Source organism: Acinetobacter sp. YH16052 (genome assembly GCF_013417155.1).
Lineage (GTDB): Bacteria > Pseudomonadota > Gammaproteobacteria > Pseudomonadales > Moraxellaceae > Acinetobacter.
Genome location: NZ_VPEO01000009.1, coordinates 37,026 through 63,890, shown reverse-complemented (window position 1 = coordinate 63,890; position 26,865 = coordinate 37,026). Strand labels below are relative to the sequence as shown.

The window sequence follows — 26,865 nt, the reverse complement described above, 5'->3', positions numbered from 1 at the left end:
GAACTGTTTTCAGGAGTATTATAATTAAATAATATATTTATTAATTAATTGAATAGTTTAATTTGACCCAGACCTTATAGGTATAAAGCCATGCTTATTCAGTTTTAGACATTTTTTCCTATTTTCTGCATTGTGAGCAGCATAAGTTGAACTTCACAATTAGGAGGTGGAGATGTCTACAAATAAAGTGAATATAAATACGCTGATTGATGAAGCGAAATTCACACCCTTTCACTGGGGTGTTTTGATCTGGTGTTTGCTGATCATTATCTTTGATGGTTATGACCTGGTCATCTATGGCGTGGCATTGCCACTACTGATGCAGGAATGGTCGCTAAGTGCGGTACAAGCGGGAATGCTGGCCAGTACAGCCTTATTCGGGATGATGTTCGGTGCCATGAGTTTCGGAACCTTGTCCGATAAACTCGGCCGTAAAAAAACCATCATGATCTGTGTGGCTATTTTTAGTGGGTTTACCTTTATCGGTGCCTTTGCCACATCACCAGTCGAATTCGGAATTTTACGTTTCTTGGCTGGCCTTGGAATTGGCGGTGTCATGCCTAACGTCGTAGCATTGATGACCGAATATGCGCCTAAGCGCATCCGCAGCACGCTGGTTGCCCTGATGTTTAGTGGTTATGCCATTGGCGGGATGACTTCTGCGCTATTAGGTGCATGGTTGGTGCCACAATTTGGCTGGAAAATCATGTTCCTGCTTGCGGGTATTCCATTGCTCATCTTGCCGATTCTTTGGAAATATCTGCCAGAATCCCTGATGTACCTGACCAACAAACAACAGACGGCTCAAGCACACATTATTATTCAGAAAATTTCTCCGACACAGGTCATCACCAGTGATACCCAGTTTGTACTGAATGAAGTACAAAAAGGGGATGAGGCACCATTAAAAGCACTCTTTCAACAAGGCCGTAGCTTCAGTACCTTTATGTTCTGGCTGGCATTCTTTATGTGCCTGTTGATGGTCTACGCCTTGGGTAGCTGGTTGCCAAAACTGATGATTCAGGCAGGTTACTCGCTGGGTGCAAGTATGATCTTCCTGTTCGCCCTGAATATTGGTGGAATGGTGGGTGCCATTGGTGGTGGATATCTCGCAGATAAATTCCATATCAAAAAAGTGCTGACTATCATGTTCTTATGCGGTGCCATTGCATTGATTCTGCTTGGCTTTAATAGTCCGCAATTCGTGTTGTATACCTTGATTGCTGTAGCAGGCGCTGCAACGATTGGCTCACAAATTCTGCTCTATACCTTTGTGGCGCAGTATTATCCGTCGACGGTACGTTCTACCGGTATGGGCTGGGCATCAGGTATTGGACGTATTGGTGCAATTGTTGGGCCGGTACTCACTGGTGCTTTATTAACCATGAATTTACCGCATCAAATGAACTTCTTTGCAATTGCGATTCCTGGTGTAATCGCTGCGCTGGCAATTTTCCTGGTGAACTTAAAAACTTCCGTAGATGGCCAAGCCCTTGCAACACCTGATGTGAAGCCGAATTCATTGGCAAAAGAAGCGACACATTAAGTTAGATTTCAATCAATAAAGATAATATTCCCAATGATATAGATCGCCATCGTAACGGGTGGTGATCTGTTGCTAGAATCGAAACGCATAATAAAAAGCGAGTTTAGGATGAACACGACACAATTATTTAATCAACCAACAATCACATTCAAACGCACAGTTCTGATGAGCATGATGGCAATGAGTTTAGGGGGCATCAGCTTATCGACTCAAGCACAAACTTCAGCTCAGTCGAATCAGCAGGAAATTGAACAACTGCGCCAGGAAGTTCAGGCCTTACGCGCACTGGTTGAGCAACAGCAACGACAGACGGCCGTGGTCACTGCACATGTTGCAGCAACACCTGCTCCAGCAAGCAAACCAGTAATGAAAATTGCCAGTGGTGCCGAATTTAATCTTTATGGAAATATTCGTGCCGATGCCTCTTATCAGGCTGAAGGTGGTTCAGCAGCACGTATGTATAACCAGATTAATGCGGTACCTTTAGAAGGTGTCGGTGAGCGTAGTGATGAATTTAAATCTACTCTGGCTGCAACCCGTTTAGGCATGGATTTTAAAGCACCAGTCGGTGCTGGAGATAAAGCTTTAAGCGGTAAAGTTGAAGTGGATTTTCTGGGCGGCGCAAGCTTTGATAACTTGCGTATCCGTCATGCTTATATCAGCTATGCCAACTGGTTGATCGGTCAAACCTGGTCGAACTTTGCAGTGCCAGATTATATTCCGGAAACTGTAGATGCATTGGTTTATGCTGGCGGTTCAATTAAACGGACTCCACAAGTTCGTTATACCAGCACCATCAGTCCTGAAACCAATCTGGTATTTGCAGTAGAAGATCCAAAAGATGCAACCATTACTGGTATTAAACAGCGCCTACCTGCTTTAACAGCACGTTTAAATCATAAATTTGCTGATAATCTTACAGTCAGTGCCCGTGCGATGGGGAATGAAAAGCGTGTCAATGAAGATGAAAAAATGGCATGGGGTGTAGGTTTAGGTGCCAAGTATGATGTTGTACCGGGTACAACGCTCAAAGCTGATTATTACCATGTTAAAGGCGATAGCAGCTTTGTGTCTTATGCAAATACGGGTGTAATTACCACTGCAAATGGCGATTTATTACAAAGTGAATTTGATTCAATTTCGGTAGGCCTAACCCAGCAGTTTAATGACAAATTGCGCGGTACATTGGGTTATGGCTATATGAATTTTAGTAATGATCAAGACTATGTCAATGCACTAATCGCCTCAACTCCTGCGGATGCGACACAATCTAATGCGACCAAGGCTAATAAAGACTTATGGCAAGCTTGGGCGAACGTTTTCTATAGTCCAACCAAGCCTTTAAGTTTCGGTCTAGAATATGTCTATGGTGAACGTGAGGCATTAGGTGCAGCCACGAATGGCAGCACTAAGGGTGAAGACAACCGTATTAATGCGGTTGCTATTTACAACTTCTAAGACTCTTTTCATAGGAAAGTCTGATCTGTAACAGAAGCGTGGATGAATTAATCCGCGCTTTTGCTATTTTGAAGAATGGTTTCTGTCAGCAGATTGACTGCATTTTCAATCTTGACTGCCCATTCAAACGAACAATTCAGCCGAATATAATGTTGGCTGGTAGGCTCAGGCTTAAACAGCAGTGCAGGGGCAACTGAAATATGTTGTTGAAGCAATTGTTCATAGAGCTGCTGGGCATCAACTTCTTTAGGTAATTCAATCCAGAGAAAATAACCACTGGAATAATAATAAATTTCACAGATGCTTCCCAAACGTGCTTTGAGTTCCTGATAAAATTTCTTTTTATATTTTCCCAGATGCTGCCTTAAATGCCGCAAATGTTTTTCATAATAATGATGTGAAATAAATTCGACCAGCGCATTTTGCAGTAAGGGACTGACCGTTAAAGTACTCATGAGCTGTAAGTGCTGAATGGCATCGGAAAATGGGCCGGCATACACCCAGCCGACGCGTGCACCCATCCCCAGAGTTTTGGAAAAAGAAGAACAGTGCAGCACCATCTGATGCTGATCAAAATATTTAACGGGTAGCGGTTTGGATGAACCATAATTTAATTCCTGATAAACATCATCTTCGATTAAATACACCTGATATTCATACAAGAGTTCCGCAATTCTCTGTTTGATTTCAGAACTGACGGTAAAACCAATCGGATTATGGACATTCAGCATCAGCCAGCACACCTTGATCGGATACTGTTTTAAAGCCTGTTCAAATGATTCGAGATCGAAGCCAAACTGTGGATGTTCCGGAATCGTAATCACCTGTAATCCCAAACGCTCGGCTGCCTGCCAAGCGCCATAAAATATGGTTTTCTGCAACAGAATAAAATCACCGGGTTGAGTTAAGGCCTGTAAAGACAGATTCAGTGCTTCTAATGCACCAGATGTAATGACAATGTCATCCTGATTGCAGTTAACGCCTTGCAATTGATAACGGTTGGCAATCAGTTGCCGCAAGTCCTGATTGCCGGGCGGCATATGATTCTGATTGTTGTAACTGCTTTTTCTTTTGGCCTTCTGTGCCAGAATCTGCATAAATTTGGCGTTATATAACAGCTCTGCATTGGGAAAGGCAGAACCAAAAGGCACAATTTCGGCTGACTGAGTCGATTTTAAATAATTAAATACCACCGAGTTGATTTGAATTTTAGGATTTAAACCAATCTGTACGAACTGTTTGCTATTGAGTAGTGCTTGAGTGTGTTCTGCAACGTAGTAGCCTGATTTATCTTTGGCATAGACCAGTCCTTGCGCTTCAAGTTCTTGATAAGCATTGAGTACCGTCATCAGGCTATAACCAGATAATTGGGTCTGTTCGCGAAGTGAGGGCAATTTTTCATGTGCCTTCCATACGCCATTTTCAATCATCTGACGAATATTTTGTGCCAGTTTTTCAGACTTATACATATACTTTCTTGAACTAAAACTGTTCTAATTATTTTGATTTATAGCATATTTTAGGATGCTTAATATAACAAAAGGGAGGAATAGGATTATTGACATTCTATTTTTAAGCTTGAATCTTGATGCAAGACAATTAAAGTGAAAATCAGGTCTCAAATTTTCTGTGGAAATTTTATCTCTACATAAATCATATTCCCATTTTTATACGCCTCAGTCACTTGGCTTAATTTGTCACAATTCGATACTTACAAAGTTAGATTTCCTTGCTAAATTCAATCCACATGATGATAAAAAGTAAGTTACGGTTTCAGACCGAGCCATCATGCAACTATAAAAACGATACGCAAATACGGACCAATAACAAGCACAAAGGAGTGGAGAATGCTCGGAAATATGATGTTTCAGCCTTTACTGATCAGCAGCATGATTGAACATGCAGGACGCTATCATGCCGATACCGAGGTAATTTCCAAAAATACCGATACCAGTATTACAGTGACCAATTGGGGAGAAATTCATCAAAACTCGAAATGTTTTGCCAATGCATTACAACAACTCGGCTTGGCGCAGGGAGATCGGGTCGCGACCATTGCCTGGAATAATCATCGCCATTTAGAGTCTTGGTATGCCATTTCTGGCAGCGGCCTGGTCTGTCATACGATTAACCCGCGCTTATTTCCGGAACAGCTCATTTTTATTATTAATGATGCTGCGGATCGCGTGGTGCTGTTCGATAAAACATTTGTCCCTTTAATTAAAGCCGTGAAAGCGCTGTTGACCTCGGTCGAGCATTTTATCTGTCTGGATGCAGCTGATCCGGCAGTTAGAGAAGCGATTCCAGAAGTACAATTTTATGATGATCTGATTGCCGGCCAAAATGCAGAATTTGAGTGGCCAACACTTGATGAAAACTCGGCAAGCTCTCTGTGTTATACATCAGGAACCACGGGAAATCCCAAAGGTGTGCTATTTAGCCATCGATCTACGGTATTACATAGCTATGCCATCATTTTACCTGACTCCTTAAATGTCTCGGCTGCCGACATTATGTTGCCTGTGGTGCCGATGTTCCATGTAAATGCGTGGGGCACTCCGTATGCCGCTGCAATGGTCGGATGCACTTTGGTTCTTCCTGGACCGGGTCTGGATGGTGCCAATCTAGTCAACCTGATTGATACTTATCAGGTTTCGGTAGCACTTGGTGTACCAACCATCTGGCAGGGGTTGATTGCCGCCGCAAACCAGTCAGGTTCCAAATTGGAAAGCCTAAAACGAAATGTAGTGGGTGGATCGGCATGCCCACCGGCGATGCTAAGAGCGTTCAAAGAACAGTTTAATTGTGAAACGATCCATGCCTGGGGCATGACGGAAATCAGTCCATTGGGTACAGCGAATCAGCTCAAGACCAAACATTTGCATCTGTCTGATGAAGAAAAATTACAGATTCGTCTATCCCAAGGTCGTCCACCATTCGGGGTTGACCTACGTTTGACTGATGCAGAAAAAGGGATGCATGAAATTGAACGTGATGGACAGACCACAGGAAATTTACAAGTGAAAGGGCATTGGGTCATCAGCCATTATTTCGGCAAAGAAGAGTCTGCACTGACTGCTGACGGCTGGTTTGATACCGGCGATATTGCTACGCTGGATCAGGATGGCTTTATGAAACTCAGTGATCGTTCTAAAGATCTAATCAAGTCTGGTGGAGAATGGATTTCATCGGTGGAGCTGGAAAATATTGCCATGGGACATCCGGAAATTGCGATGGCTGCCGTGATTGCCGCCCAGCATCCTAAATGGGATGAGCGCCCGGTATTGATTGCCATTAAAAAGCCGGGCAGCCAGCTAAGTGAAACTGATCTGCTGGAATATTATGCGGACAAGGTAGCCAAATGGCAGATTCCAGACCGAGTCGTATTTGTTGGTGCGATCCCACTCAGTGGTACTGGTAAAATGCTGAAAAAAGATCTGCGTGAATTATATGGTGCTATTCTTCTGGAGCAAGTAGCAGGTTAAAGCGCCATTTAATCTTTAAATCCCAACATGAAGTCAAAAAACTGATCTCTAATGAGAGGTCAGTTTTTTTATGTCCAGGCTAAGCAGCGTTATCAGTTTAAAAATGCTTTTTCTTAATCCATATAGTCTTGATCGCTACTTTTAGACGATATTGTCCGACAAAAAGTCATATTATATGGCTTAGGCACATAATTTGACCTGTATTGACATGGTCTGAATGTGAGAATTCTTTATCCTGAGCAATATAATAATTAGACAGTTGTATATTAATGAAACTGTCTGCGGATAAGGGGATAAAAATGACAAGCATGCCAACCTATCAGCCGCATTGGATCCGGCAAGATTTCATTGATTTTATTGGTGAAAAAATCCATCCAACCTGGGCAATCAAAAAAGTTAAGGCTGCCGTTATGGGCATTCAAGCCATCAGCCCTGACTTTTTCAAGATTCACTTACGTCCAAATCATAATTTTAAAGCCAAGTCATTTCAGGCCGGCCAGAATATTGCAGTGACTGTCGGACTGGATGGCGTACGTCATCAGCGACATTATTCTGTGGTGACGGTATTGAAAAATGGTGATCTGATCATTGCGGTTAAACAGCAGGGCAAAGTGTCACGTGCCTTAAGCCTGATGCAAATTGGTGCCGTGATCGAAATATCACAGCCGCAAGGCGAGTTCACATTGCAAAAATCCACGCAGCCGATTTTATTCCTGGCTTCAGGCAGTGGGATTACGGCCATTTATTCCTTGCTGCAAAAAGCAGTGATCCAGTCTCTGGAACAGATCGACCTGATTTATTTCACTCGAGATGATGCCTTTCATGCTGAACTGAAAACCTTGGCTCTCATGCATCCAAAATTGAAATATCACCATTTCAATACCGTGGAACACCAGCAGCATCTGACGCAGAGCTTATTGCAAAAGCTGGTGCCAGACTTTGCAGAACGAAAAATTTACGCCTGTGGCTCAGCCGGGATGATGAAGGCTGCACTGAAAATCGTTGATAAACTGGAATTGAAATCCAATTTTCATTCGGAATATTTCCAGATTGTGGTCGATGAAAAAATTAAAGCACAGCCGGTACAGTTTTTAAGATCGCAGCGAGAGTTTCAAGCGCAGTCCAATTTACTGGAAAGTGCTGAAAAATCTGGTTTGCGACCAGCGCATGGCTGCCGGATGGGCATCTGCAATACCTGTTCCTGTACCAAGGTCAGTGGTTCGGTACGGAATGTCCTGACCGGTGAAATTGATCATGGCAATAATACCCAGATCAAACTGTGCATTTCTCAGGCAGTGAGTCCTGTGGTGATTAATTTATAAACTATTGATAAGCCATTAATTAAACTATAAGAAGGTGCTCCTATGAATATGCAAATTGATTTTAAACGACATAGCAAAAGCCAATTTCTCAGTCCGGAACAGATTGAGAAATTCGGTGCCAAGGTCGATGCAATCCGCCGCGAGGTCATGCATGATCTGGGGGAAAAAGACGCCGAATATATTTATAAAATTCGAAACTTTGTCCGCTATAGCGAAATTGCCTCACGTGGCATGCTGATGTTTGCCGGTTGGTTGCCACCGGTATGGCTGGCGGGGACAGGTCTGCTCGGTCTTTCCAAAATCGTGGAAAATATGGAACTCGGTCACAATGTCATGCATGGCCAGTTCGACTGGATGAACGATCCGAGTCTGAACGGTGCGACCTATGATTGGGATACGATTTCAACCGGCGATGACTGGAAATATACGCACAACTATATTCATCATACCTATACCAATATCGTCGGAATGGATCATGATGTCGGTTATGGTCTGATTCGGGTCAGTGAATCGCAAAAGTGGGAACCACGCTTTCTGTTTAATATTCCACTGGGCATTCAGTTAATGGTATTTTTCGAATGGTATGTTGGCTTGCAACGCCTGCATCTGGAAGATGTGATTGCTTATGAAACAAAGACCTGGAAAGAAGTCTGGGAAGAAGCAGCACCTTTGCGCCAAAAAATGCGCCGTCAGGTGTTAAAAGATTATGTATTTTTCCCGATCATTGCCGGGCCAAATGCCATTCCGGTATTTACCGGAAATGCGGTGGCCAATGTGATTCGCAGTCTATGGGCTTCTGCCGTCATTTTTAACGGTCATTTCACTGAAGATGCTGAAACCTTTGAAATGGACAATACCGACAATGAAACCCGTGCCGAGTGGTATTTACGCCAGATTCGCGGTTCGAGCAATTTTAGTGGAACAACTTGGCTACATATCTTGAGTGGTAATTTGAGTCATCAGATTGAGCATCATCTATTCCCGGACATGCCCGCCAATCGCTATGCGCAGGTTGCGCCAAAAATCAAAGCGCTCTGTGCAGAATATGGTATTCACTATAACGAAGCCAGCTTCATGAAACAGTTTTCTACAGTGTGGGTAGGTCTGGCTAAATGTTCTCTACCGAATCACTGGACTGAGCAGGTGGTTGAAAAAACCCATGCTGCCAAATCTGTATTCAACTACTTTAAAGCGAAACTATTGTCATAATTTTTAAGCTTTACTTATTCACCATTTTGGTACTCCTCAATAGATTTGGATGGTCTATTGAGGAATTTTTTTTGACCTTTATCAGATTCAATATCATTAAAATCCTCCTGTTTATGAATAAAATATGGATACAGATTTCAAAAAATGACGAAAGCAAAACAGATCCAGTACTGCTGAAACGCTTTGCTTACAACAACCTGCTTCAGCCCTAAGGGCTTCTCTCTATAATGGCCGCGTCGTTACACTTAAGGTCTCAGTTTTGAAACATCTTAAATATTTTTCAGCAATTCCATTATTAGTACTTTTAACTGCTTGTAACACCACTGAAGCACCCGCACCAGATTATCAGGGCAACTGGAAAAACACCGTGGAAAATCCAAAACTTGAAAATATTCTGGTTATTTCAAAAAATGGTGAAAATTATCTGATTACCAATACGATCAAAGATAAGGAAACCGGTAAAACCGAGAAAAAGAATCCAATGCCCGCTGCAGTGAACGAAAATGGCATGCTTCAGTTGAACGCAGGTGCAGGTATGGTCGATTTTGCAATCGATGAGAAAACCGGAAATCTTGTTGGTTCAGGCTCAATCTATAAAAAAGCCAAATAGTCAGCAAGATTTTTAAGCCACAAATAGTATTCAAGATGTCATGAACAAGGATGCTTCATGGCATCTTTTTTAGTGGATGTTGTTATTGAATGAACTTAATAATTCAGCAAAATTTTCGACATAATAATTTGCTTTGGCTTTGATCAAATCTATTTCATGAGCGGAGTGCTGGTCATAAATTCCCACTACCTCGATGCCCGCATGATTTGCTGCTTCTACACCGACTAGAGAGTCTTCAATAATTAGACATTCCTCAGGTCGAAGGTTAAAGGCTTGCAAAACATTCAGATAAACTTCGGGATGCGGCTTAATGTTCTGGACATTTTCACGGGTGAGAATCAAGGAAAAGTCCTCATCAAAGCTGATTTTAGAGTTAATATTTCGATTGTTATCCTGATAGCGCTGTACATTGAATAAACTGGTGGTGGTGGTCAAAGCCAGTGATATCTGTTGCTGTTTTAAAGCCTGAATCAGGAGGTCTGCCTGAGGTTTTAACTCGACGATATCATCCAGAAAATGTCGGGAAATACTATAACGACGATTTTTTACTTCTTCTTTAGCTGGTTCAAAACCGTATTGTTCTTTTAAAAATCCACAATATTCCAGATAAGGATCTGACCTATGTCTCAAGGCGGTAAGTTGAAGATCGCGCTGTTGCTGAATCTGAATCTCATGTAAATCGACTTTTCTGTTGGAGAGCTCATCAATCAGGGCTGCATCTACCTGATTCCAGATGCCTACAGAATCAATCAACGTACCATCTAGATCAAAACAGACCAGCTTTTTATCCTGAAACATATAAGATTTCTCTGTATTTTTACCATTTATTCGGTGGGGCTGAGTATATCGCATACGATTTAAATGTTTAACTGACCTGAGCAAACTGGTTGTAAATTTTGCACTGGAATACTTTTTAATGAATTTATTCATCTGGTAAAAGTATTTTTTATGGAAAATTACAGCGAGTTTAATCCTGAAAATAGTGGCAAAGTGTTATATTTTAATCTGACCATAAATGAACTTATGCGGATGAAAGACCTGTCCGAATGAGGAGAAAGTTAAAGGAAATGTATTTCTGTGTTTGAACTTGACTGTAAATTGCTCAGTATTTTTTATTATGTCTATAAATTTAAAAACGTATCTCAGGCAGCCGATCATTTAGATATGAGCCAGCCTGCGGTGAGCAATCTGCTGAATAAAATTCGCCAGCATTATGGTGATCCTTTATTTTTACGTATTGGCAATGAAATGCTGCCGACAGACCTGTCCAAACAGCTCTTTCCCTTGGTCAGCGAAGCACTGAGCAAAGTTGAAGCCATTAATAACTTTACTATCAATTTTGATCAGGTCACTTCACAGCAGCGCTTTACACTGGCAATGACTGATGTATCGCATCTGGTACTGTTGCCAAAAATTTCACAGTATCTGAAGCAGCATGCGTCACATATCCGTCTGAATGTGCGTCCGATTACGTCAGAAACCAGCTATCAAATGGCCAATGGCGAGATTGATCTGGCTTTGGGCTTCTTGCCAAATCTGGAGAATGGCTTTTATCAGCAGAAACTGTTTGAGCAATATTATGTAGTGATCGCGGCGAAAGATCATCCGCGGCTCACGGGTGACAGCATCACTACCGAAGAGTATTTACGTGAAACGCATATCGATATTGATGCCGGGATGGGGCATTACCATATTGAAAATGAATTGCTGAATCTGGAACTTAAGCGTGACATTCTAATGCGTCTGCCAAGTTATCTGGGAGTCGGACTGGTAGTGCAGGAAACCGATGCGATTGCGACCGTGCCTTATTATTTGAGTGAAGTCCTGTTATCACGTGGCAATCTCAAGATCTTTAATGCGCCAATTGCGTTCCCGACCTATTCCGTAAAGCAGTATTGGCATATGTCCTGTCATCATAAAACCAGCCATCAATGGCTACGTAATATGCTGCATGAAATTTTAAGTAAATAACTCTACAGCTTAAATAGTTTGATTGAGTTCTCATCTTTAGATTTTACAATCCCAGTCTTAGCTGGGATTTTTTATTTTGGTACATCTTGATGCTTTTTACAGAGTCTTGCACCTGAATTGATCAGTCAAATCCTAATAATAGTATTACGAAACATAAAAACAGTATTACTAAATTGGCACAGCCTTTGCATCTATCAAACTCATCATAAAGTGATCTAGGGTTCCGATACATGAACATTCATGTATGTCTGAGACCGAGAGTTCACGGCGAAAGGAAACACTGATCGCTACACGGAGGGATAAAAGCCCGGGAGGTAAACCGTCAAAGATTAGGGTAGATGCATATGAGCACAATAACTTATCACGAAGATCAGGTCCTATGGACTGAACGTTTACCGGGTGGACATCACTGGTCTGCACGCATTCAGCGCGGCGCAGTCTTACAACTGAAATCTTTAGGCAAAAATGCCAATGTCGCACTGTACTGCGTCAACAGTGAAGATAAACTTGAACGCTATAACATGCCAGACAGTTTAAAAGGGCAACATACCGCATTTCTAAGTATAGGGCACATTTTAGCCTCTGATTTGGGTCGTGCCATGATCTCGATTGTGAAAGATGATCACGGTTGGAATGATGCTTTTTGTGCACCGAGCACCGTACAACAAATCGAAAAACAATTTGGTTCAAAAACGTTTCAAGATGCCCGTAACGAGATGTACCGCAACGGCAAAGACAGCTTATTACTTGAGATGACCAAATTTGGTTTATCTGCAACCGACCTCAGCAGCACCTTAAACCTATTTTCTAAAGTTCAACCTGATGACAATGGCAACTTGTCTTATGTGGCATCGGATAATACCGATCAAGTGATTGAACTGCGTTTTGAAATGGATTGTTTGGTGTTTTTATCCAGCGCACCACATGCCTTAGATAACTCATCTGAATATGCACCAGCTGATATTCAACTATCACTCTTTAAAGCACTTCCTTTAGGCGAGACAGATGTCTGCCGTGATTCATGCCCGCAAAATCAGCGTGCATTCCAAAATAATAACCGCTACTACGCTTTAACTGCTTAAGGGGAATGATCATGACTGCACTCGTAAACCTAGAAAAATCAGTACTCAGCGAAGTTTGTCCTGCCGGTGAAGCGTGGATGTGTGAAGTCAAAAAAGGTCAGTACTTCCGTATTGTCGACCTTGAAGGCAACCAAGCGGTAGATACCTTATTTATTTCTGCTTCTAACCCTGAAGAGCGTTATAGCGCAACCGATACTTTGGCGATGAATCGTCAAATTTATTTAGAGAAAGGTACAACGCTTTATACCAATTTTGGCAATAAAATCGCCATTATTAACGATGACAACTGCGGTCGCCACGATACTTTAGGCGGTGCATGTTCATGTGAAAGTAACACGGTTCGTTATGCGCATGATAAATATCCAATGCACAGTTGCCGTAACAATTTCATGATTGCATTGTCACAACATCCGATTGCGAAAAAGCATGGTCTGAATGTGCGCCATATCGGTCCAAATATTAATTTTTTTATGAATGTACCTGTAACTTCAGATGGTCACCTGAAATTTGATGATGGGATTTCTGCACCGGGCAAATATGTGGAAATTAAAGCCGAGATGGATTTGATCGTACTCATCTCCAACTGCCCACAACTGAATAACCCATGTAATGCCTATAACCCAACAAAAATTCAACTGATTGTCCGTGAAGGCGAGGTATAAGACTATGACTTTAAAATATGGGTTTAATAAAGTTCTCATCGCCAACCGTGGTGCAATTGCTTGTCGTGTCATCCGTACCCTTAAAAAATTAGGCATCCAATCGGTTGCGGTGTATTCGGAAGCAGATCGTGATTCCTTGCATGTGACTTTAGCTGATGAAGCGGTCTTTATTGGTGATGCACCTGCAAGCCAAAGCTATCTCAATGTCGATAAAATCTTAGAAGTGGCGAAACAAACCGGTGCTCAAGCGATTCACCCAGGTTATGGCTTCCTCTCTGAAAATGCCGAATTCTGTAATCTTTGTGAAGCACAAGGCATTGTGTTCTTGGGCCCAAATGCCGAGCAAATGAAAGCATTTGGTCTGAAACACACTGCACGTGAATTGGCGATTCAAGCCAATGTACCGTTATTGCCAGGTAGCCAATTATTGGCTGATGAAGCTGAAGCCCTGCTTGAGGCTGAGCGTATTGGCTATCCTGTGATGCTGAAAAGTACCGCAGGTGGTGGTGGTATTGGCATGCGTTTGGTGTGGAATGCGGAGGAGCTGAAAGAAGCTTATGCAACCGTGTCTTATTTAGCGCAAGCCAACTTTAAAGATGCAGGCCTTTACTTAGAAAAATTCGTACAAAATGCTCGTCATATCGAAGTGCAAATCTTTGGTGATGGCAACGGTTTAGTTCTAGCACTGGGCGAGCGTGATTGTTCGGTGCAACGTCGTAACCAAAAAGTGATTGAGGAAACGCCTGCGCCACACATTACAGATGAACAACGTGCCTATATTCAAAATGTCGCGATTCAATTGATGCAATCGGTGAATTACCGCTCGGCAGGTACAGTTGAATTTGTGATGGATACCGACACCCAAGAATTCTACTTTTTGGAAGTGAATACCCGTCTACAAGTGGAACATGGCGTTACTGAACAAGTCTTTGGTGTCGATCTTGTGGAATGGATGGTGACTTTAGGCAGTCGCGATTGGGTTGCACCTACATCAACACTTGAGTCTCAAGGTCATTCGATTCAAGTGCGTCTTTATGCTGAAGATCCAATCAAAAACTTTCAACCAAGTGCTGGACTTTTGACTCACGTTGAATTTGATGCCAATGCCCGTAATGAAACATGGGTAGAAACAGGTTCAAACGTGTCATCTTTCTATGACCCGATGATTGCCAAAATCATTGTGACAAGTGAGACCCGTGAATCGGCAATCCAAGCCATGACCGATACATTGGCTAAAACCCAAGTGGCGGGCATTGAAACCAACCTTGAATATCTACAAAACATTATCGACTGCAATGTCTTTAAAGCCGGTACGCAAACCACACGTTTTTTAAATACCTTTGAGTGGAAAACTCAAAAAATTGAAGTCCTGCAAGCCGGTATACAAACCGCCGTGCAAGATGTGACAGGACGTTTGGGTTATTGGGATGTCGGTGTACCACCATCAGGTGCGATTGATCCGCTGTCTTTAAATGTCGCGAACCAACTATTAGGCAATGTACCGAATACCGCAGGTTTGGAATGTACGCTACAAGGCCCAAGCTTAAAATTCCATTGCGATAGCCAAATTGTATTGGCAGGTGGCGATATGCCATCGATTTTGGATGGCGTTCAAGTTCCGATGTGGCAAACCGTGAATGTACGTAAAGGTCAGGTGCTGAAATGTGGCAAGATCGCCACAGGTTGCCGTACTTATATCGGGATTAAAGGCGGTCTGAATGTGCCTGAATATTTAGGCTCACAAGCGACCTTTACTCTAGGTCAGTTTGGTGGTCATGCAGGGCGTAATTTGCTGATTGGCGATATGCTTCCAATCACGGCATTTACATCTGATGAAGTGAAAGCATTAAGCAAAGATCAAATCCCTGCCTTCTCAAATACTTGGGAAATTGCGGTGATGTATGGTCCACATGGTGCACCGGATTTCTTTACTAAAAATGATATTGATACCTTCTTTGCCAACGAGTTTGAAATTCACTTCAACTCCAGCCGTACCGGAATTCGTTTGATTGGTCCAAAACCAGAATGGGCTCGTCAGGACGGTGGCGAAGCGGGTCTGCATCCATCCAATATTCACGACAATGCTTATGCGATTGGTGCCATCGACTTTACTGGGGATATGCCAATTATCTTAGGTCCAGATGGCCCAAGCCTCGGTGGTTTCGTGTGTCCTGCGGTGGTGATCAATTCTGAGCTTTGGAAACTCGGTCAGCTCAAAGCCGGCGATAAAGTCAAATTTGTACCTCTCAGCTATCATCAAGCGAAATTGCTGAATGAAAAATATCATGCACAATTAACTGCTGAAGATACGCAAGCGGTGACTTTTGATGAAGCATTTTATCCTGAAATCAGTACGCTGAAATCTGCCATTTTAGATACCTTAAAAGGGCAAAATGGTACGCTTGATGTGGTGTATCGTCCTGCTGGCAACAACTATATGCTGGTTGAATATGGCGAACTGGTTTTAGATTTAAACCTGCGTTTCCGTATTCATGCGCTGGTGCAATGGGTCAAAGATCAAAATATTCAAGGCATTATTGACCTGACACCGGGCATTCGTTCGCTGCAAATCCATTTTGATTCGACCCAACTCGATCAGATGGATTTATTGCGTATGCTTCAAGTGGCGGAAGAGCAACTGCCTGATGTGACTGAGATGCAAGTGCCATCCCGTACTGTGTATTTACCGCTTGCTTGGGAAGATTCACAAACGCAACTTGCAACAGAACGTTATATGCAAACCGTGCGCCCAGATGCGCCGTGGTGTCCGGACAATATCGAATTTATCCGTCGTATTAATGGCTTAAAAGACAAACAAGCCGTGAAAGATGTGGTCTATAACGCCAGTTATTTGGTCATGGGCTTGGGTGATGTGTACTTGGGTGCACCTGTAGCAACGCCACTTGATCCGCGTCAGCGTTTGGTCACCACAAAATATAACCCTGCACGTACGTGGACACCTGAAAATGCTGTCGGTATCGGCGGTGCATATATGTGCGTTTATGGCATGGAAGGTCCGGGTGGCTATCAGTTTGTCGGTCGTACGTCGCAAATGTGGTCACGTTACCGTAAAAACCCTGACTTTGAGCAAGGTATGCCGTGGTTATTACGCTTCTTTGACCAAATTAAGTTTTATGAAGTGTCTGAAGCTGAACTGATGCAGATGCGTGAGGACTTTAAAGCAGGTCGTTTAAAACTACGTATTGAAGACGGTGTACTCAACCTCAAAGAATACAATGACTTCTTAACGGAAAATCAAGAATCTATTTCTGCCTTTAAAGCGGTACAACAAGCCAACTTTGATGCGGAGCGTAAACGTTGGCATGAAGCAGGGCTTGCAGAATATGTCTCTGAAAGCCTAGATGCCGTGGATGATGGTGAGGGTGTTGAAGTGCCTGAAGGTGGTTGTGCAGTGGAATCGCATATGCCGGGTTCAATTTGGAAAATTGAATGTCAGTCGGGGGATATTGTGGAAGAAGGTGCAACGCTTGCAGTGATTGAAGCGATGAAGATTGAGATACCAATTATTGCACCTGAGCGTATGCGTGTGGATGCAATTACCATTGAAAAAGGGCAGACGGTAAAAACGGGGCAGGTGTTGTTTACGTTAGCACCAGTGGCTTGATGAGTTAGTAATAAAAAAGACCGTCCTTAAGGGCGGTTTTTTCTTATAATAGTCAAAGAAATAAAATATAAAATAGGAGTATTAATGTCTTTTTCAGCACAATTAAAAACTGTAAATAATAAAAATCATGATATTTATCAACCTGCAATCCAATTTTTTGCGCAAATATATTTTGACTTAAAAAAAGATTCAGATTTTTCTGGATTAGCCAATAATTTTATATTTGCAGATGAGGAAAGTTATCCATTAATTTTAGAAGATAATGGATTAAGACCAACTGCAGGCAAAGTTGTTGGGGTTGCGATGCACCACATGACTTCAAGTGATAAAGTTTCACATCAATTATTTTTTGACATTAGTAAAATATGGGGATTAATTTTTTTAGATGAGAAAAATAATGATGGATTTAATATAAATGAAGAAGATAGATTGTTTCGGTTAGAACATGCATTGAATATTTGTGTTCATGAATTAGGACATGTTCATTTTAATAATGTACTTCTCGGTTTCAATTCGAATATGGTTTTGGAAAAGGATTTTGATACACGTAATTTATATTCAAGATTTCATCACTCAACTAAAAGGGCATGTATAAACGAATATCTAGCATGCTTATATGCATCAACTCGGATTAATTTTGATCAATATGAAACCTATAGAGCACTTAAAGAAAATGTAGATATTTATTTTAGAGGCTGTCCTAATGATGCAGAAAAGGCATTTAATAAATTTTATGAAACTCATCATTATGGGGAGTTGATGAATGGAATCTACATGCCAATTGCATTCTTATTAAAATCATCATCTTATTTTCTTGGTCATATTCATGGATTGGATCAAAAGTTTGACGAGACAGATCTTTATGAGAAGCTCAAAACCACATGGTTTATTGATTACATTTTGAAACTAGAAGAAATCTTATTATCTGTGTACGACAAAATACTAAATGGTGAGTATGACGATAGCAATCTAAATCATATTTCTCCATTATTGGATGATCTAGCTCGTTTATTTGGAATTAAGGCAACGCCAACTCAGGAACAAGATAATGTATACGTACATATTATTAAATGATTTAAGATGAACAATATTATCCATTCACGCTTTGTCGCAAGCATATCAGACCTAAAGAAGAATCCAATGGAAGTGGTCAATAACGGCTTTGGTGAAGCAGTTGCGATCCTAAACCGTAACAACCCAGCATTCTATTGCGTACCTGCGGATATGTATGAACGTCTGATGGATCTGATTGAAGACAAAGAACTTTTGAAACTCGCTGAAGAAGCGCAAACTGAAGACACTGTAAAGATAAGTATTAATGACCTACGAGCTCGAGTTAACAAAAACCGCGCTTAAAAAGTTTAAGATGTTCAGCCACACTTTGATGCACATTCGAACCCCAATGGTGCAAAATTAGTTATTTTTTAGCCGCACTTAATAAAATTAAATCATCCTTATTCTGGCTTATATATGTATGTGATCGATTTTAAAAGCATTCTGCTTAAATTTCACTCTATTTTATATTGTGGCACGCTTTATGCTTTTATTTATATACAACATAAATAGAGGAGAGCAATACACTTGATCACTCATAATCACAAACATCGGTTAACCATTCATGTATAAAAAGAATAGCAAGGACATGAGCAATCAAAATGGAATAAACCGGTGAAATACAAAACTTACTTTTGCTTTAGAACAAGCCCCATTTCAATGTTATGGGGCTTTTTTTCGCCCTTTTATATAAGTTTATTCACTTCATCCAAATAACTAAAAATTGGCACGCTTTCTGCATTTTCCTAAGTAATACGAAATTCTGGTTTTGTAATATCCACAGGAGATGCACATGAACAACCCGACATCAAATAAAAAAATGCATCCATGGCTTCACTTTCTGGTAGAGCTTCTCAGCGTACGCGCAGGCTTTCACATTAAACAGTCTTCCCAATATCAACCCAAGGATCAACATCGTGCCTAAACAAAAATTGGCACGGATCAGTATTACCGTGCCAGAAACCACGCTGCAGGCGATGGATCAAAAAATTGTCGAGCAGCATTATGAAAGCCGTTCACAGGCCATTGTCGACATGATTAACCGCCACCTGATTGATGATCTGGTGATTCGCGATGAAGTCATGGTCGGCACACTCACCTTGCTCTACGACGTCAGCCTGAAACCGCTGCGCAGTCAGCTGGTCGATCTGCAGCAGCAGTATCTGGCGCAAGTGATCAATTTACTTCATATCCAGTTGGATGATGAAAAAATTTTGCAAGTCATGCTGATGCAGGGCGCGAGTAGTGATCTGAAAGAAATTAGCGAACAATTTATTGCACTGAAAGGCGTGATTAAAGGCCATCTCGAACTGATGGATGCCGTCATGCCGCCCATTCCACAAAATACCGAACACACTTAAGGAGAACAGCTGTGCACAACTTATGGACTGTACAGGACTGGCAACACGCCTACCAGAATAACAATATCCAGCTTAGTGACCTGATTGAGTATGTTGCCGGGTTGAATAATGACGATCATGCCTGGATATCAATTGCGACGGCAGCACAATTACAGGCACAAATTGATGCATTGACTGGTGCAGATAGTGCAAGCTTGCCACTTTATGGGGTGCCATTTGCGGTCAAGGACAATATTGATGTTGCAGGGTTCTATACCACAGCAGCATGTAAAGAAGCAGCCTATCTGGCGACTTCCGATGCAACCGCAGTAGCCAAATTAAAAGCTGCCGGCGCGATTGTCGTGGGTAAAACCAATCTGGACCAGTTTGCAACGGGTCTGGTCGGGGTGCGCTCACCATACGGCGCGGTGAAGAACAGCTTTAATCCTGAATATATCAGCGGCGGTTCGAGTTCGGGTTCCAGCGTGGTGGTAGCCAATGGATTAGTACCATTCAGTCTGGGTACAGATACTGCAGGTTCAGGACGTGTACCAGCAGGGCACAATAACATTGTCGGACTCAAACCGACCAAAGGCTGGTTCTCGACTACTGGCCTGATTCCGGCTTGTCGCACCATCGATGTGATTTCGATTTTTGCATTAACGGTGGATAATGCCTGGCAGGTAGCGCAAGTCATGCAGGGCTATGATGCCAGCGATGATTATTCCAGAACGCATCCTCAGAATGTTCCTAGCCAATTTTCAAAAGGGAAAATTGCCATTCCAGATACACTGGAATTTTATGGCGATGCTGAAACTGAAAAAGCGTTTAATCTGGCGATCGCACGTGTACAAAGCTTGGGCTATACGGTTGAGCCGATTGATTTTGCTCCATTTCAGCAACTGGCGACTGCACTTTACAATCGCTCTTGGGTGGCTGAACGTACCAGTGCCGTAGAAAAAATGGTGCAACGCGAGCAGACCCATCCGGTAATTGGCCAGATTATTGCGCAGGCAGACCGGTTCAATGCGGTCGATGCCATGCAAGATGAATATGAACGCGCCCGCCTGAGCCGTATTATTCAAAATACACTGGCAGATTATGATGCCTTGATGGTGCCTACTGCACCCACTATTTATCGCATTGCAGAAGTAGAAGCCGATCCTCTGGTCAAAAACAGCCATATGGGCGCTTATACCAATTTTGTCAATTTTGCCGACCTGTCGGCTTTGGCTCTACCAAACAGCATTCGTGCCGATGGTCTTCCAACGGGTGTGACCTTTATTGCGCCAGCCTGGATGGATGAAGCACTGGCCAAATTCGGGCAAAAATGGCAGCAAGCAAGCCAGTTAAAGTTGGGCACATCTGAACTTAGCTATGAAAAAATAACTGAAATCTCATCGGGTCACAGCGTCAAACTGGCTGTCGTCGGTGCACATCTAAGTAGAATGCCGCTGAACTTTCAGCTGACCACACGTGGTGGCACCCTGATCAAGCAGACCCGGACTGCTTCACATTACAAACTCTATGCTTTAAAAAATACCACACCGCCAAAGCCTGGCCTGCAATACAACGCCAAAGGCTTTTCAATTGAAGTAGAGGTCTGGGACATTCCACGTGCACTGTTCGGGGACATTGTTGCAGAAGTTCCGGCACCTTTGGGGATCGGTAATGTCCAGCTGATTGATGGTACTTGGGTCAAAGGCTTTATCTGTGAAGGCTATGCACTTGAAGATGCAACAGATATCAGTCATTTCGGTGGCTGGCGCGAATTTATGAAATCTAAACAACTTTCAAATACCAAATTTAAATGTGAATGCATAGGGGAAGTCGCAAAATGATCAAAAAAGCACTGATGTCCGTTTCCGTACTGTCTGCAATCCTTTTTAGTGGCTGTGACAATACTGCTAAAGTACCTGAACCAAGTGCCAAGGCAGAAGGACGTGTGACGACTCAGCCCATCCGGATTGGTTATAGTGACTGGCCGGGATTTGTGGCCTGGCAGGTGGCGATTGAAAAAGGCTGGCTGGAAGATGCCGGAGTTAATGCCGATTTTAAATGGTTTGACTATTCTGCTTCACTCTCTGCATTCGCAGCGAATCAGCTGGATGCTGTACTGGTCACCAATGGTGATAATCTGGTCACTGGCTCTGGCGGCACCAAGGGTGTGATGATCATGGCGACTGATTATTCAGCTGGAAATGACGTGATTATTGCCAAGAATGGCATTAATTCGATTCAGGATCTGCGCGGTAAAACAGTTGCGACTGAAAAAGGCCTGGTCGATCACTTGTTACTGTCCACTGCACTAGAGGATGCCAAGGTTAAACTGAATGAAGTTAAACTGGTCAATACCATGACCAATGAATTGCCACAGGTTTTTGCCACTCCCGATATTGATGCGATTGCAGTATGGCAGCCGGTGGCGAATCAGGCTTTATCCGCGGTGGCCGGTTCCAAGATTATTTTCACCTCTAAAGACAAGCCGGGATTAATTTACGATACCTTGACCGTGAATCCAGCCCATCTGGAAGCCAATAAAGAGCAATGGAAAAAGGTGATTCAGGTTTGGGATAAAACCGTCAAATACATCAATGACCCGGCGACTCGTGAAGATGCCGCACAGATCATGGCCAAACGTGTTGGTGTCGATGCGAAAACCTATATGCAGTTCATTGATGGTACGCATTTACTTGATCTGGCCGCCAACAAGAAAGTCTTTACCAAAGGTGAGGGTTTCGACTCGATCTATGGTTCCAGCTACCATGTGAACAAGTTCAATGTGACCAATCGCATTTATACGACTGAAATGAACGTGGACGGCGTGATTGTTCCAACGCTGGTACAAGAGCTGCAATAAAGCCTGATCTCGTGCATAAAAAATCCCCGGTCTGGGGATTTTTTATTGTTAAATGAGTAGATGTCTTTTATAAATCAAAAAACGATCGTTAATATTCATATTGAATGGATATTGAAAGTTCCTTCTCCTTCTGGGATGAGAAGCATAGCTTCGCAAGAGGCTGAGGGTATTTATTAGAAAGAACCTCTCCCTGAGGAGTATGCTCCGCAAGTCTCCTACAAGGAGAGGGAATTTACTTTTTAGTAATTAAAAATGACTGATGAAAGAACGCTAATATTAAAAAATTAAAGCTGCGTACTTTTGGAAAAGACATTGATAAAAATAATGCCAATGATCATAAACGCCAGCCCGATCAGCGCAGGAAGATCCAGTTGCTGTTTAAATACCAAGAGACCAACCGTTGAAATCAGGATAATGCCGGCACCAGACCAGATTGCATAGGCAATGCCCATCGGAATGGTTTTCATGGTCAGTGACAGGAAAAACAGGGCAACGGCATAACCGGCAATGGTGGCAAGTGAAGGCCAGAGCACGCTAAAACCATTGGAAGCTTTCAATGCAGAAGTCGCAATGACTTCTGCAATAATGGCAATCGAAAGATATAAAAAAGACATATTTCTCCCTATAACACCCGTTCTGCATGTTGCATCAGGTGATCCTGTTCTGACTTCAGCCAGATTTCAGCTTGTGTAGTCGTGGGGGTTGTATATTGAAATTGGTAATCCGGCTGGTATATATCCAGCTCAAAAATCAGGTCAATGTCGCGACCATCTAAAATGACGTGCTGAACCAGACGGGTTTCATCGAGAACTTCAAAATTTTCCAGATTAAAGGCTTTACCTGTTTCATTGCTGCGAGTGCTATAAGTTTTACTTTGACCATCAATACTAATAGAAACCTCAAAACTTTCTAACAAGGTAAACACGGTCGGATCGACAGCTTTCAAATCCATTTGAGCTACTGCACTTTGCACTTCAGGCAAACGCGTCAGGGCATAGGCAATATGATCAGCACAAATAATCAGACCACCATCCATTTCCAGTGTCTGACCAGATTGAATATCAAGCGCAGACTGAAGACGCAGGCCTAAAAATAAACCGTGTTGTACCTGCTGGCGCCAGTCTTCGACATAGACATTACTTGGAGAAAATTCCAGAATGCAGTTGCCAATTGCATGCAACCTAGCTGGTTCCGGCCACTGCACATGATTCTGGTAATTGGCGTAGTCTTTCACTTCCCAGGACAAGAGTTGGCTAGCGCTATCCCAAAGTGTATTGCCAATCCAGCCTTGGCGTTCCTGAACAGCAGTTCCTGTCTGGCTTTTTAGACGCAGATCAATGGTAAAACTGCGCGACTGAAACCAGTACACAATGGTATTTTCATCGGTCAGGCCATTATAAAAACTGATACTTTTACGCCGGAAAGCGCCATATAAAAAGTCTGGAATAATCTCTGGCTGAGGGATAGTGGGCTTTAAAGTCTTAATCACTTCAAACAGATTCATGATACTGTCTCCGCCTGTTCTTCAAGTCCAAAAGAGGAAAGTGGTACAGCATTTTTTAAGATCAGTTCACCGCTAGCAACGCGCTGTTTTAAATATTGAAAGGTCTGAGCGGTCTGATTAAACAGATGTTCACCTCCAATCAGGGCAGAATATTTGGAATTTTCAGTATGAATAACCGGTTCAATCACGGTGTCATAATTGCAGGCGCAAAACAGCGGAAACGAATAACGTTCTTCCGAGACCTTTTTCACGCGGTGCTTGGTGGCGAGATATTTACCATTTGACAGAATTTCCATCATGTCACCGATATTCATCACCAGTGTATTTTCAATCAGTGGAATGTCGATCCATTCACCGGCTTTATTCAAAACCTGTAAGCCGGGTGCGGTGGGTAACAGCAAGGTAAAGCACTCATAATCGGTATGTGCGCCAATGCCTTCGGCGTCTTGTATTTCCGGATTATAAGGATAATGAATCAAGCGTAGCTGACTTGGTGCATCAGTAATTTTGCTTGCGAAAAAGTCCTCGCGAACGCCCAAAGCTAGTGCAAAAGCAGAAAAAATCTGCTGGCTGATCTCACGCAGATGGCTGTAGTATTGGCTGACGATATACTTGAAATCCGGATGGTCTGGCCACAAGGTGGGCCCAAGTAAAGGACAGTTTTTTTGTGTACCCTGATAATCATAATTGACATCATAGGCTTCTTTTAAATCATAACTGTTGCCGGCAAACTGTTCTTCGCCAATCGGCACATAGCCACTATGGTTTTTTGATTTGCCAATATAATGCTGCATCTTGCTGTCCAGATCCTGAGAAAAATAGGACTGGGCCATTTCAATCAGGGCTTTGGCATAGTCAAAATTAAACTGGCTACCTTTCAGATAGAGAAAGCCGACCTCTTTGCAGGCCTGATCCAGAGCGAGAGCAACTTCTATACGATCGTCTAAATCCAGACTTTGTATTTTTGAAATATCAACCAGTGGGAGTACATATTGCGCTTGCATGACAATCACCTCTAATGTTGGTCGTCCAACACAGCGATTAAAACCTTCGGGTCGTCCCAAAGGTATTTTGGTTAAGATTATTTACTGCTACTGACTTTGGTCATACGTGGAATGACCGGCAGTTCTGCCAGTGCCGGATCCAGTTCATCTTCTTCAGCATGCACCAGATAATCGACCCGTTGTCTTAACTGTTTAAATTCAGGCGTGAGCATCACATCAGGATCACGTGGACGGGGCAAATCTACTTCAATAATTTCTTTGATTTCACCTGGATTGGCTTTCAGTGCCACAATGCGGTCAGCCAATAAAATCGCTTCATCCATATCATGCGTCACAAAAATAATGGTGATATCAATGTTTTGCCACAGGTCCATTAGGTGACGCTGCATTTTTTGCCGGGTATGTGGATCAAGTGCACCAAAAGGTTCATCCATAAGTAATATTTTGGGTTGATTCACTAAGGCTCTAGCTATGGCGACACGTTGTTTCATCCCACCAGACAGCTCATGCGGATACTGGTTTTCATACTTTTCCAGACCAATAATATTGATCCATTCACGTGCCTGCGCTTCGGCCGCCGCACTACTTTGGCCTTTCATGCGCGGACCAAACATGACATTTTCCTTGACGGTTTTCCATGGAAATAGGGTATAGCCCTGGAACACCATGCCACGCTCTGGACTTGGGCCGGTAATCGGCTGGCCATCCACCAGAATCTCACCACTGCTATAAGGATCCAGACCGGCGACTACACGGCTAAAGGTTGACTTGCCGCAACCGGAAGGCCCAATCACACAGATGAACTCACGCTTATGAATTTTCAAATCTAGAGCATTTAAAACCGTACGTTCAGTTTTGCCATGACTGAATTTTTGTGTCAGTTGCTTCGCTTCCAGAATCACCGGACGACTATAAATCTTGTCAAAATATTCGCGGGTATTAAATTCAGTGTTTTGCATCAGTTAGCTCCCGGTTTCCATTTAAATAAGCGTTGTCCCAATTTCATCAAGATCACATCACACAGCAGACCAATCACCCCGATAATCAGGATCGCGGCAAAGACATTATCAAAGTTCTGATAGCGGGCTTGCTGGGTAATGAACCAGGTAATTCCGGAGGTGCTGCCGATCAATTCTGCTACGATCAGGTATGTCCATGCCCAACCCAGCAGCACACGCAGATTGCGGTAAATTTCAGGCAGGGCCGCTGGAATCACCACATGCAACAGGCTTTTCAGTTTATTGGTGCCCAAGGTAAAACCGGCTTCAATCAGGCTGCGATCCACCAGACGTGTGGTATTGGCAATGATCAGGATTTGCTGGAACAGGGTTCCTATCACAATAATGGCAATTTTGGGTGCATCATTAATTCCGAGAATTGCCACTGCCAGTGCACCAAAGGCGGGAGCAGGTAAATAGCGGAAAAACTCAACAAAGGGTTCTGTCAGCTGGGAAATTTTATTTGAAAATCCGCATAAAATACCGAGTGGAATACCAACCAAGGAAGAAATAAAGAACGCGGTAAAGACCAACTTGATACTGTGCCACAGACTTTCATGAAACCAGGGTGCATTGGCTTGGGTAGGCTCCGTGGTAAACGCCGTGACCAGTGCAATCGCAACTTCATGTGGTGCAGGCAGATAAATCGGGTTGACCAGAATACCCTGCGGCGGAGCCAGACCCTGATCTACCGCAGACTGCGCAGCAGAAAAAAACTGGTCTTTATCAATACGACTCTCGACCTGTAAATAGGCAACACTACCAGAATCAGTAATTTGGACTTGTGAATGCCAGATAAATGGCAAATAGCTGACTGCACACCAAATCAGAATTGGTATTAAAAAAGACCCCAAGCCAAACAGCAATTTATTTCTTTGACTGAGTTCACGTGCAACGTAACTCATAGTGTTGCCCCTCAATATTACAAATTTTATAAAACGTAATACTGAATAAGCAAAATGGATGCCATTTCATCCCAAATCCTGAAATGACTCTTAAAATGGCTTATTTTTATAGAAAAAATTAGCAGACAACTTTTAATCATATTCAAGAAGTTAGATCAGAATGCAGAGATTTTTAATCATTTTCTGGAAAATAAACTCAATAAAAAAGACCCGAAAAATCAGGTCTCTTTT

The 26,865-nt window shown here is 42.7% G+C and carries 23 protein-coding genes and 1 riboswitch; of the genes, 16 read left to right on the top strand and 7 right to left on the bottom strand.

Translation table 11 applies throughout. From position 1 onward, the window contains the following. Positions 1-172: 172 nt before the first annotated feature. Together FTV42_RS08065 and FTV42_RS08060 are read left to right on the top strand one after the other, a co-directional pair. Entirely contained in the window at positions 173-1,546 is a 1,374-nt protein-coding gene (locus FTV42_RS08065) for an MFS transporter (RefSeq protein WP_180038433.1), read from the top strand. Between the two features lie 108 nt (positions 1,547-1,654). Continuing rightward, positions 1,655-3,004 (top strand): DcaP family trimeric outer membrane transporter, encoded by a 1,350-nt coding sequence (locus tag FTV42_RS08060; RefSeq protein WP_180038432.1) that lies wholly within the window; start codon positions 1,655-1,657, stop codon positions 3,002-3,004. 47 nt (positions 3,005-3,051) lie between these two features. Here the strand turns inward: FTV42_RS08060 and FTV42_RS08055 are convergent, their stop codons facing one another. Further along, complete coding sequence (locus FTV42_RS08055; protein ID WP_180038431.1) at positions 3,052-4,473, bottom strand: PLP-dependent aminotransferase family protein; 1,422 nt, start codon at positions 4,471-4,473, stop codon at positions 3,052-3,054. Between the two features lie 378 nt (positions 4,474-4,851). Here FTV42_RS08055 and FTV42_RS08050 point away from each other — a divergent pair, with 378 nt between their 5' ends. The 4 genes from FTV42_RS08050 (at position 4,852) to FTV42_RS08035 (ending at position 9,630) form a co-directional block, all read left to right on the top strand. Then, entirely contained in the window at positions 4,852-6,489 is a 1,638-nt protein-coding gene (locus tag FTV42_RS08050) for a long-chain-fatty-acid--CoA ligase (protein ID WP_180038430.1), read from the top strand. 299 nt (positions 6,490-6,788) lie between these two features. Beyond that, entirely contained in the window at positions 6,789-7,811 is a 1,023-nt protein-coding gene (locus tag FTV42_RS08045) for a flavin reductase family protein (RefSeq protein ID WP_180038429.1), read from the top strand. Positions 7,812-7,853: 42 nt separating this feature from the next. Beyond that, the gene (locus FTV42_RS08040; RefSeq protein ID WP_180038428.1) at positions 7,854-9,020 is read left to right on the top strand and encodes an acyl-CoA desaturase; all 1,167 of its coding nucleotides are present in this window, start codon (positions 7,854-7,856) and stop codon (positions 9,018-9,020) included. A gap of 259 nt (positions 9,021-9,279) precedes the next feature. Further along, entirely contained in the window at positions 9,280-9,630 is a 351-nt protein-coding gene (locus FTV42_RS08035) for a hypothetical protein (protein ID WP_004280391.1), read from the top strand. Positions 9,631-9,699: 69 nt separating this feature from the next. Here the strand turns inward: FTV42_RS08035 and FTV42_RS08030 are convergent, their stop codons facing one another. Further along, the gene (locus FTV42_RS08030; RefSeq protein WP_004280390.1) at positions 9,700-10,428 is read right to left on the bottom strand and encodes an HAD family phosphatase; all 729 of its coding nucleotides are present in this window, start codon (positions 10,426-10,428) and stop codon (positions 9,700-9,702) included. 279 nt (positions 10,429-10,707) lie between these two features. Here FTV42_RS08030 and FTV42_RS08025 point away from each other — a divergent pair, with 279 nt between their 5' ends. The 10 genes from FTV42_RS08025 to FTV42_RS07985 all read left to right on the top strand — a co-directional run bounded on the left by FTV42_RS08025 (position 10,708) and on the right by FTV42_RS07985 (position 22,223). Continuing rightward, positions 10,708-11,601: a LysR substrate-binding domain-containing protein gene (locus tag FTV42_RS08025; RefSeq protein WP_004280389.1), complete on the top strand. Its 894-nt coding sequence runs from the start codon at positions 10,708-10,710 to the stop codon at positions 11,599-11,601. 204 nt (positions 11,602-11,805) lie between these two features. After that, positions 11,806-11,917: riboswitch (guanidine-I (ykkC/yxkD leader) on the top strand. A 28-nt stretch (positions 11,918-11,945) separates the two neighbouring features. Beyond that, positions 11,946-12,683, top strand: coding sequence for an urea amidolyase associated protein UAAP1 (locus tag FTV42_RS08020; RefSeq protein ID WP_180038427.1), 738 nt, complete (start codon positions 11,946-11,948; stop codon positions 12,681-12,683). 11 nt (positions 12,684-12,694) lie between these two features. Then, positions 12,695-13,345 (top strand): urea amidolyase associated protein UAAP2, encoded by a 651-nt coding sequence (locus FTV42_RS08015; RefSeq protein ID WP_180038426.1) that lies wholly within the window; start codon positions 12,695-12,697, stop codon positions 13,343-13,345. A gap of 4 nt (positions 13,346-13,349) precedes the next feature. Next, positions 13,350-16,970, top strand: a complete 3,621-nt coding sequence (gene uca, locus FTV42_RS08010; RefSeq protein WP_180038425.1) for an urea carboxylase — start codon at positions 13,350-13,352, stop codon at positions 16,968-16,970. Positions 16,971-17,054: 84 nt separating this feature from the next. After that, complete coding sequence (locus FTV42_RS08005) at positions 17,055-18,044, top strand: hypothetical protein (protein ID WP_180038424.1); 990 nt, start codon at positions 17,055-17,057, stop codon at positions 18,042-18,044. 6 nt (positions 18,045-18,050) lie between these two features. After that, positions 18,051-18,326, top strand: coding sequence for a type II toxin-antitoxin system Phd/YefM family antitoxin (locus tag FTV42_RS08000; RefSeq protein ID WP_180038423.1), 276 nt, complete (start codon positions 18,051-18,053; stop codon positions 18,324-18,326). A gap of 490 nt (positions 18,327-18,816) precedes the next feature. Then, on the top strand, positions 18,817-18,948 hold the full coding sequence (locus FTV42_RS17555) for a hypothetical protein (RefSeq protein ID WP_004647016.1): 132 nt from the start codon (positions 18,817-18,819) through the stop codon (positions 18,946-18,948). Beyond that, positions 18,941-19,384, top strand: coding sequence for a transcriptional regulator (locus tag FTV42_RS07995; RefSeq protein WP_180038422.1), 444 nt, complete (start codon positions 18,941-18,943; stop codon positions 19,382-19,384). Before FTV42_RS17555 ends, FTV42_RS07995 begins: the two co-directional genes overlap by 8 nt. A gap of 11 nt (positions 19,385-19,395) precedes the next feature. Further along, a complete protein-coding gene (gene atzF, locus FTV42_RS07990) occupies positions 19,396-21,204 on the top strand; it encodes an allophanate hydrolase (protein ID WP_180038421.1) in 1,809 nt (602 codons plus the stop codon). Then, entirely contained in the window at positions 21,201-22,223 is a 1,023-nt protein-coding gene (locus FTV42_RS07985) for an ABC transporter substrate-binding protein (protein ID WP_180038420.1), read from the top strand. Before atzF ends, FTV42_RS07985 begins: the two co-directional genes overlap by 4 nt. Positions 22,224-22,507: 284 nt before the next feature. Here FTV42_RS07985 and FTV42_RS07980 read toward each other — a convergent pair whose 3' ends face one another. From FTV42_RS07980 to FTV42_RS07960, 5 genes are all read right to left on the bottom strand, one after another. Then, positions 22,508-22,837 (bottom strand): multidrug efflux SMR transporter, encoded by a 330-nt coding sequence (locus FTV42_RS07980; RefSeq protein ID WP_004280373.1) that lies wholly within the window; start codon positions 22,835-22,837, stop codon positions 22,508-22,510. An 8-nt stretch (positions 22,838-22,845) separates the two neighbouring features. Next, positions 22,846-23,727 (bottom strand): hypothetical protein, encoded by an 882-nt coding sequence (locus tag FTV42_RS07975; RefSeq protein ID WP_180038419.1) that lies wholly within the window; start codon positions 23,725-23,727, stop codon positions 22,846-22,848. After that, a complete protein-coding gene (locus FTV42_RS07970) occupies positions 23,724-24,731 on the bottom strand; it encodes an isopenicillin N synthase family oxygenase (RefSeq protein WP_180038418.1) in 1,008 nt (335 codons plus the stop codon). Before FTV42_RS07970 ends, FTV42_RS07975 begins: the two co-directional genes overlap by 4 nt. A gap of 77 nt (positions 24,732-24,808) precedes the next feature. Continuing rightward, positions 24,809-25,690: an ABC transporter ATP-binding protein gene (locus FTV42_RS07965; protein WP_180038417.1), complete on the bottom strand. Its 882-nt coding sequence runs from the start codon at positions 25,688-25,690 to the stop codon at positions 24,809-24,811. Further along, a complete protein-coding gene (locus FTV42_RS07960) occupies positions 25,690-26,634 on the bottom strand; it encodes an ABC transporter permease (protein WP_180038416.1) in 945 nt (314 codons plus the stop codon). Before FTV42_RS07960 ends, FTV42_RS07965 begins: the two co-directional genes overlap by 1 nt. Between the last annotated feature and the right edge of the window lie 231 nt (positions 26,635-26,865).